The sequence below is a fragment of the Micromonospora sp. AMSO31t genome (assembly GCF_008868175.1).
In the GTDB taxonomy this organism is placed as follows: Bacteria; Actinomycetota; Actinomycetes; order Mycobacteriales; family Micromonosporaceae; genus Micromonospora.
Genome location: NZ_WBKT01000227.1, coordinates 1 through 7,580, shown reverse-complemented (window position 1 = coordinate 7,580; position 7,580 = coordinate 1). Strand labels below are relative to the sequence as shown.

Annotated in this window: 8 protein-coding genes; all 8 read left to right on the top strand. The window is 72.7% G+C overall.

What is annotated here, in order from left to right:
• Positions 1 to 336: 336 nt before the first annotated feature.
• Entirely contained in the window at positions 337 to 954 is a 618-nt protein-coding gene (locus F8274_RS29115; protein WP_151465559.1) for a hypothetical protein, read from the top strand.
• Positions 955 to 1,106: 152 nt separating this feature from the next.
• On the top strand, positions 1,107 to 1,568 hold the full coding sequence (locus F8274_RS29110; RefSeq protein WP_151465558.1) for a DUF948 domain-containing protein: 462 nt from the start codon (positions 1,107 to 1,109) through the stop codon (positions 1,566 to 1,568).
• 31 nt (positions 1,569 to 1,599) lie between these two features.
• The gene (locus tag F8274_RS29105) at positions 1,600 to 1,905 is read left to right on the top strand and encodes a DUF6167 family protein (protein WP_151465557.1); all 306 of its coding nucleotides are present in this window, start codon (positions 1,600 to 1,602) and stop codon (positions 1,903 to 1,905) included.
• The gene (alaS, locus tag F8274_RS29100) at positions 1,902 to 4,580 is read left to right on the top strand and encodes an alanine--tRNA ligase (RefSeq protein ID WP_151465556.1); all 2,679 of its coding nucleotides are present in this window, start codon (positions 1,902 to 1,904) and stop codon (positions 4,578 to 4,580) included. The genes F8274_RS29105 and alaS overlap by 4 nt, the downstream gene beginning before the upstream one ends.
• Before the next feature lie 74 nt (positions 4,581 to 4,654).
• Positions 4,655 to 5,116, top strand: coding sequence for a Holliday junction resolvase RuvX (gene ruvX / locus F8274_RS29095; protein ID WP_151465555.1), 462 nt, complete (start codon positions 4,655 to 4,657; stop codon positions 5,114 to 5,116).
• Positions 5,113 to 6,333, top strand: a complete 1,221-nt coding sequence (mltG, locus tag F8274_RS29090; protein ID WP_151465554.1) for an endolytic transglycosylase MltG — start codon at positions 5,113 to 5,115, stop codon at positions 6,331 to 6,333. Before ruvX ends, mltG begins: the two co-directional genes overlap by 4 nt.
• Positions 6,333 to 7,148, top strand: coding sequence for a shikimate dehydrogenase (locus F8274_RS29085; RefSeq protein WP_151465553.1), 816 nt, complete (start codon positions 6,333 to 6,335; stop codon positions 7,146 to 7,148). Before mltG ends, F8274_RS29085 begins: the two co-directional genes overlap by 1 nt.
• A 100-nt stretch (positions 7,149 to 7,248) precedes the next feature.
• A partial coding sequence (locus F8274_RS29080) for a chorismate synthase (RefSeq protein ID WP_151465552.1) occupies positions 7,249 to 7,580 on the top strand: 332 nt, incomplete at its 3' end.

Below are 7,580 nucleotides of genomic sequence, written 5' to 3'. Positions count from 1 at the left end.
CGGGCGGCCGCCTCGGTGGCCCGCCCCGTGGGGCCGGACGAGCGGCCGGCCGGCCGGGCGAACCCGCCCGCGCCGGCGCCCACCCGACCCGAAACCGGTGGCCCGGGCGCCATGCCGCCAGGGCCGGGCGCGCCGGCGGTGGCGCGGGCGGCGGCGGTCGTACCCCCGGGGGAGCCGGCGGTGGCGCGGGCCGCCGCGGTCGTGCCTCCCGCGGAGGCGCGGCCGGGACCGGAGGACGGCGCCGGACCGGCGCTGCGCCGGGCCGAGGCCGCGCCGGGGGACGCCGACGACGCGGTGGGCGGCCTGCGGGGCGCCCGCTCGGAGCTGCGCCGGCAGATGCGCGAGCGGCAGCGGCTGCGGCTGGGCATCCTCGCCCTGGTCAGCGTGGTGCTGCTCGGCGCGTTGCCGCTCTACTTCGGGCTGCGCACGCTGAGCCATGACCCGGTCTTCGACACCCTCGACGCGTTGAGCGTGCCGTCCTGGGCGGCGACGAAGACGGTCGACAACGTCAGTGGCAGCCGGTGGTGCCTCCAGGACTGCCGGCTGCGGGAACGCACCGTGGAGTCGCAGAAGGCCTGGAAGGAGACCGCGCAGGCCTACGAGGCGGCGCTGTCCCGGGACGGCTGGCAGCGGTGGAAGGTGAGCCGCTGCCCGGAGCAGAAGGTCAAGGGCACCTACACCTGCTGGCGCCGGGACGAGCTCACCCTCGACCTCTGGGTGCGCGAGCCCACCTGCGTGCCGCCGCCCGTGGAGGGCGAGCCTGCGCCGTCTCCGCCGCCCGCGCCCGCAGCGGGGGAGTGCACCGGCTCGTTGGTGTCGGTGAAGGTGCGCAACGCGATCGACGACGAGCGGACCGGACCGCAGCCGACCACCGATCCGTCACTCACCGGCGAGGACCCGTACCCGACCCTCACCGACGACCCGCTCGGTGAGTCGGCACCCTCACCGTCGTGAGCCGGTTTCCATCACGGACGGTAGGGTCTGGGGCTGGCGGGGCCCGTCCGCCCCGTTGACCGGTCACGGGTCGGGGTGCGACGGACCGGGTAGGTACGGTCGCGCGTCCCGGGGCGTCGGGTCCCGGGACACTGCTTGAGGAGGACATGCGCGTGAGTGGTGGAGAGATCGCTGCGCTGATCGCGGCCGGCGCGTTCCTGATGCTGGTGCTCGTGCTCGCGGTGCCGATCCTGCGGCTGCGGCACACCGTCGACGCGACGACGAGCATGATCACCGAGCTGAACGACCGCACCGCGCCGCTGCTCGGTGACGTGAACACCACGGTGAAGAACGTCAACACGGCCCTGGAGCAGGTGCAGACCTCCCTCGACGGGGTCAACCTCCAGCTGGCCAAGGTGGACACCATGACCACCCACGCGCAGAACGTCACCGCCAACGTGGCGAACCTGGCCGCCGTGGTCTCCGCCGCCGCCGCGAACCCGCTGGTCAAGGTCGCCGCGTTCGGCTACGGCGTGCGCAAGGCCGCCGCCGCGCGCCGGCACGCCGAGACCGAGCGCGAGGTGCGCGACACCATCAAGCAGCAGCGCCGGGCCGCCAGGCGCGGCAACCGCTGACCCGGCCGGCGAACAGCGGGAGGATGAGAGCATGAGGCGGTTGTTCTGGCTGGGCATCGGCCTGGCCGTGGGCGTGCTGGTGGTCCGCAAGGCCACCCGGACCGCGCAGGCGTACACGCCGGCGGGGATCGCCAGCGGGCTGTCCGAGTCGGCCGGCGGCCTCGTCGAGTCGGTCCGCAGCTTCGTGGACGACGTCCGGGCCGGGATGGCCGAGCGCGAGCACGAGATCCACGAGGCCTTCGCCCGCGGCGAGGCGTACGACGACCAGTTCGCCGAGCTGCGGGAGGACCCGCGGATCGGCGACCGAGAGATTTTCCCGGAGGAACACCAGCGATGAAGACGGCGGAGATCAAGCGGCGGTACCTCGCCCACTTCGAGGCCAACGGCCACGCCGTGGTGCCGTCCGCTCCGCTGCCCGCCATCAGCGACCCGAACCTGCTGTTCGTCAACGCCGGCATGGTGCAGTTCGTCCCCTACTTCCTGGGCCAGCAGACCCCGCCCTACCGGCGTGCGGTCAGCGTGCAGAAGTGCATCCGGACGCCGGACATCGACGAGGTCGGCAAGACCAGCCGGCACGGCACGTTCTTCCAGATGAACGGCAACTTCTCCTTCGGCGACTACTTCAAGGACGGCGCCATCCCGCTGGCCTGGGACCTGGTCACCAAGCCGGTCGAGGCGGGCGGCTTCGGGCTGGACCCGGAGCGGATCTGGCCGACGGTCTACCTGGACGACGACGAGGCGTACCAGATCTGGCGGTCGGTCGGCGTGCCCGCCGAGCGGATCGTGCGCCGGGGCAAGGCCGACAACTTCTGGTCGATGGGCATCCCCGGTCCGTGCGGCCCCTGCTCCGAGCTGTTCTACGACCGCGGCCCGGAGTACGGCCGCGAGGGCGGCCCGGCGGTCGACGAGGACCGGTACATGGAGTTCTGGAACCTCGTCTTCATGCAGTTCGAGCGGGGTCCGGGCACCGGCAAGGAGGACTACCCGATCCTCGGTGAACTGCCGGCGAAGAACATCGACACGGGCATGGGCCTGGAGCGGATGGCCTCCATCCTCCAGGGCGTCGACAACCTCTACGAGATCGACGAGGTCCGGCCGATCCTGGCCCGGGCCGCGGAGCTGACCGGCAAGCGCTACGGCGCGCACTCCGGCCACGTGGCCAGCGAGTCGCACCCGGACGACGTGCGGCTGCGGGTGATCGCCGACCACGTGCGCACGGCGCTCATGCTGATCGGCGACGGGGTGACCCCGTCGAACGAGGGCCGCGGGTACGTGCTGCGCCGGATCATGCGCCGGGCCATCCGCGCGGTCCGCCTCCTCGGCTACCAGGACCGGGCGCTGCCCGAGCTGCTGCCGGTGGCGCGGGACTGCATGGCCCCGTCCTACCCGGAGCTGGCCGAGGACTTCGGCCGGATCTCCCAGTACGCGTACGCCGAGGAGGACGCCTTCCTGGCCACCCTGCGGGCGGGCACCACGATCCTGGACACCGCCATCGCGGACACCAAGTCGGCCGGGCAGGCGTCGATCTCCGGCGACAAGGCGTTCCAGCTGCACGACACGTACGGCTTCCCGATCGACCTGACCCTGGAGATCGCGGCGGAGCAGGGCCTGCAGGTCGACGCGGAGGGTTTCCGCCGGCTGATGGCCGACCAGCGCAGCCGGGCCAAGGCCGACGCCCAGGCGCGCAAGACCGGGCACACCGACGTGTCGGCGTACCGGTCGGTGCTCGACGGCGGCGGGGCGGTGGAGTTCACCGGCTACACCGAGCTGACCCGGGAGTCCCGGGTGCGCGCGCTGCTGGCCGGCGGCGCCGAGGTGGCCGCGGCGGTCGAGGGTGACACGATCGAGCTGGTGCTGGACACCACCCCGTTCTACGCGGAGGGCGGTGGCCAGCAGCCCGACCAGGGCCTGATCACGGTCGGCGGCGGCCAGCTCGAGGTCTTCGACGTGCAGCAGCCGGTGCCGGGGTTGATCGTGCACCGGGCCAAGGTGCTCCGCGGTGAGGTGCGCGCGGGTGAGACCGGCTACGCCGAGATCGACGTGTCGCGGCGGCGGGCCATCTCGCGTTCGCACACGGCCACCCACCTCGTGCACCAGACCATGCGCAACTTCCTCGGCGAGTCGGCCACCCAGGCGGGTTCGCTGAACGCGCCGGGCCGGCTGCGGTTCGACTTCAACACCCCGACCGGGGTGGCGCCGAGCGTGCTGCACGACGTGGAGCAGCAGGTCAACGAGGTGCTCCTGGCCGACCTGGAGGTGCACGCCTTCATCACCACGCAGGAGGAGGCACGCCGGATCGGCGCCATGGCGCTGTTCGGCGAGAAGTACGGCGAGCGGGTCCGGGTCGTCGAGGTCGGCGACTACGCCCGCGAGCTGTGCGGCGGCACGCACGTGGCCCGCTCGGCCCAGCTCGGCCTCGTCAAGATCCTCTCCGAGGCGTCGGTGGGTTCGGGCGTGCGCCGGATCGAGGCGCTGGTGGGCATGGACGCCTTCGGCTTCCTGGCCCGCGAGCACCTGCTGGTCTCCCGGCTGGCCGAGCTGTTCCGGGTGCCGGGCGACCAGGTCGCCGACCGGGTGGAGCAGACGGTCACCCAGCTCCGCGACGCGGAGAAGGAGCTGGAGAAGCTCCGCGCCCAGCTCGTGCTGGGTGGGGCCGCGGCTCTGGCGGCGCAGGCGAAGGACGTCCGCGGCGTCGCGTACGTCGGCACCGAGGCCCCCGAGGGCGCTGCCGGCAACGACGTGCGGACCCTGGCCCAGGAGATCCGGGGCCGGATCGACCCGGCCCGCCCGGCCGTGGTGGCGGTGGCCGCCCGGGCCAACGGGAAGGCGTCCCTCGTGGTGGCCGTGAACCAGGCCGCCCGCGGCCGGGGCCTGACCGCGAAGGACCTGGTGAAGGCGGCCTTCTCCGGCCGGGGCGGCGGCAGCGACGACCTCGCGCAGGGCGGCGGCCTGCCCGCCGCGGAGGCGCCGAACCTGCTGGCCACCGTGGAGAAGGCGATCGCCGACGCCTGATGTGCGCACCGATGGAAGCCAGGGCGGACCGCCGGGTCCGCCCTGGCCCGTACCGGGGGAAGGGTGTCCGGTAGATGGCTGAACTGTCCCGTGGTGTCCGGCTCGGCGTCGACGTCGGCCAGGTCCGCGTCGGGGTGGCTCGCTCCGATCCGCACGGCGTCCTGGCCACTCCGCTGGTCACCCTGGCCCGCGACCTGACGACCGGGCCGGACGCGGTGCCCACCGACATCGCCGAGCTGGTCCGGCTGGCCGGCGAGCACGAGGCGGTCGAGGTCGTCGTCGGCCTGCCGGTCAACCTCGCCGGAAAGCACGGCCCCGCAGCGGCGAACGTCTCGGCGTACGCTGCCCGGTTGGCCGATGTAATGGGGCCGATTCCGGTGACGCTGACGGACGAGAGGATGTCGACCGTGGTCGCGAGTCGTAGGCTGGCCGAACGGGGCGTCCGGGGAAAGCGCCAACGGGCGGTGGTCGACCAGGCCGCCGCGGTGGAGATTCTGCAGAGCTGGCTGGACGCGCAGCGGAGGCGGACGCAATGATCGACGATCTTGATCTGGGGTTCGACGAGGCGGAGAGGGGGGAGAAGGGCCGGCACCGGCGCAGCGCCGTGCGCAAGCGCAACGGCGGGTCGGGTGGCGGCCGGGGCAAGACCATCTTCGCCCTGCTGATGGCGATCGTGCTGCTGGGCGGCATCGGCGGCGGGGCGTACGTCGGCTTCGACCGGATCCGTAATCACTTCGTCACCCCCGACTACGACGGTCCCGGCACGGGCGAGACGCTCGTCGAGGTGAAGGCGGGCGACACCCTCACCGACATCGGGAACACCCTCTACGACGCCGGCGTGGTGAAGAGCACCAAGGCGTTCATCGAGGCCGCCGACGCGAACTCGCGCAGCAAGAACATCCAGGTCGGCCGGTACAAGGTCCGCAAGCAGATGAAGGCCGCGGACGCGATCACGCTGATGCTCGACCCGAAGAGCCGGGTGGTCAACGGGGTGACCATCCCCGAGGGCACGATCAGCTTGAACATCTACCAGATCCTCTCCAAGCAGACCAAGATCCCGGTCAAGGACTTCCAGACCGCCGCGAAGGATCCGGTCAAGCTGGGCGTGCCCGCCTTCTGGTTCAACCGGCAGGACGGCAAGAAGGGCCCGAAGAGCATCGAGGGTTTCCTCTACCCGTCCACCTACGAGATCCCGCCGAAGGCCACCGCCGAGCAGATCCTGTCGATGATGGTGGACCAGTTCCTGACCGTGGCCACGCAACTCGACTTCGTCGACCGGACGCAGAAGGAGCGCAAGATCTCGCCGTACGAGGCGTTGATCACCGCCTCGATCGCCGAGGCCGAGTCGGTCAACGCGGTCGACCTGCCGAAGGTGTCGCGGGTGATCTACAACCGGGTCTACGCCGGCAAGATCGGCTGCAAGTGCCTGGGCATCGACAGCGGCATCAACTACTACTTCCGGCTGCAGGGCAAGGACCCGAAGGACTCCGACGACCTGCTGCAGAGCGAGATCAACGACCTCAAGAACCCGTACAACACGCACAACGTGGCCGGCCTGCCGATCACCCCGATCAGCAACCCGGGTCAGGCCGCCCTCAAGGGCGCCCTGGAGCCGCCGCCCGGCGACTGGATCTTCTTCATGACGGTGGACCAGAAGGGCACCATGGGCTACGGCTCGAACGACGCCGACTTCCGCAAGCTGCAGCGGCAGATGTGCGACAACAAGGTGCTCACGGGGGAGAACTGCACCTGATGAAGGCCGCCGTGGTCGGCCGGCCGATCGCCCACTCGCTCTCCCCGGTGATCCACAACGCCGGGTACGCGGCGGCCGGGCTGACCGGGTGGTCGTACACCCGGATCGAGTGCGCGGCCGACGAGCTGGCCGGCCTGGTCGCGGGCCTCGGCCCGGAGTGGGCCGGCCTGTCGGTGACCATGCCGGGCAAGGAGGCCGCGCTCGCGGTGGCCGGGGAGGCCTCGCCGGTCGCCGCCGCGGTCGGCGCCGCCAACACGCTGGTACGCCGGCCGGACGGCACCTGGTACGCCGACAACACCGACGTCGCGGGCATGGTCGACGTGCTCACCGCCGCCGGGTGCGCGACGGGCGCCACGGTCACCGTGCTCGGCGCGGGCGGCACCGCCCGGGCGGCCGTCGCGGCGGCCGCGCGGATCGGCGCGGCGGAGGTGACCGTGGTGGCGCGGCGGCCGGAAGCGGTGCGGGAGCTGGGGTCGACGGCCGAGGCGGTCGGCGTCCCGCTGGTCGGCGCTCCCTGGGACGGCGCCCCGGCGCACGCCCGGGCCGACCTCGTGGTCTCCACGGTGCCCAGGGGCGTGGCCGACCCGCTCGCCGACAACTTCGACTGGCGGCCCGGGACGGTCTTCTTCGACGTGGTCTACGACCCGTGGCCCACTCCGCTCGCCGCGGCGGCGGTCGCCGCCGGCTGCCGGGTGGTGTCCGGGCTGGACCTGCTGCTGGCTCAGGCGGTCGGCCAGTTCGAGCACTTCACCGGCGTGTCCGCGCCCCGGGAGGCGATGCGCGCCGCGTTGGCCGAGGCCCGCGCGGCGGCCTGACCGCGACTCAACCGCCCGGCGTGCGGACGGCCGCGTCCGCAGGGCGGGACGCGGCGGGCAGGACGATCTGTCGGACACTGGGCGTGACAGACTGACCGCTGTGTTGCGCTGGCTGACTGCAGGTGAATCGCACGGACCCGCCCTCGTCGCGCTGCTGGAGGGGGTGCCCGCCGGCATCGAGGTGACCACCGCGGAGATCTCCGGCGAGCTGGCCCGGCGCCGGCTCGGCTACGGCCGGGGCGCCCGGATGTCCTTCGAGCAGGACGAGATCGAGGTCATCGGTGGGCTCCGGCACGGCGTGACGCTGGGCAGCCCGGTGGCCATCCGGGTGGGCAACTCGGAGTGGCCGAAGTGGCGCACCGTGATGGCCGCCGACCCGGTCGACGCGGAGGAGCTGGCCGGGCAGGCCCGCAACGCCCCCCTCACCCGCCC